Raw genomic sequence first — 553 nt, 5'->3', positions numbered from 1 at the left:
ACCTGATCCTGCACACGGCGGACGGCGGCGCGAAGTGGGAGCCATGGCTCGACCGCACCGACAACCGCGACGGCTATTCACTGCATGCCATCCGCCAGGCCGGCGACCAGGTGGTGATCGTCGGCGAGCTCGGCCTGGTCATGCGCCTGGACGCGGCGGCCGGACGCTTCGTGCGCATCGAAACGCCGTATCCCGGCACCTGGTTCGGCATGGCGGCCTCGAAGGACGCGATCGTCGCCCTCGGCCTGCGCGGCACGGCCTGGCGCTCGACCGACGCAGGCGCGAACTGGAAGCCGCTGGCGACCGGCACCCGCGCGGCGGTCAACGGCGGCGTGCTCCTGCCCGATGGCCGCCTCGTGCTGGCGACGCAGGCGGGCGAGGTGCTGGTCGGCGCCGCGCTCGGCGACAGCTTCGTGCCGATGGCGCCGATGCCCGGGCTGGGCGCGGCTTTCGACGTGGTCTCGATGGAAGCCGACTGGCTGCTCGTCGCCGGCCCGTCCGGCGTTCAGCGGCTGGCGATGGCGCCGGCGGCGAGGTGACACAGCGATGAACA

Annotated in this window: 1 protein-coding gene; it reads left to right on the top strand. The window is 73.1% G+C overall.

Features of this window, described 5'->3' with window-relative positions; translation table 11 throughout:
* A partial coding sequence (locus tag ACXJ3V_RS20575; protein ID WP_457102213.1) for a WD40/YVTN/BNR-like repeat-containing protein occupies positions 1-539 on the top strand: 539 nt, incomplete at its 5' end.
* Between the last annotated feature and the right edge of the window lie 14 nt (positions 540-553).

This window comes from Microbacterium sp. P5_E9, assembly GCF_054049175.1.
This window is presented reverse-complemented; position numbering and strand designations above follow the sequence as displayed.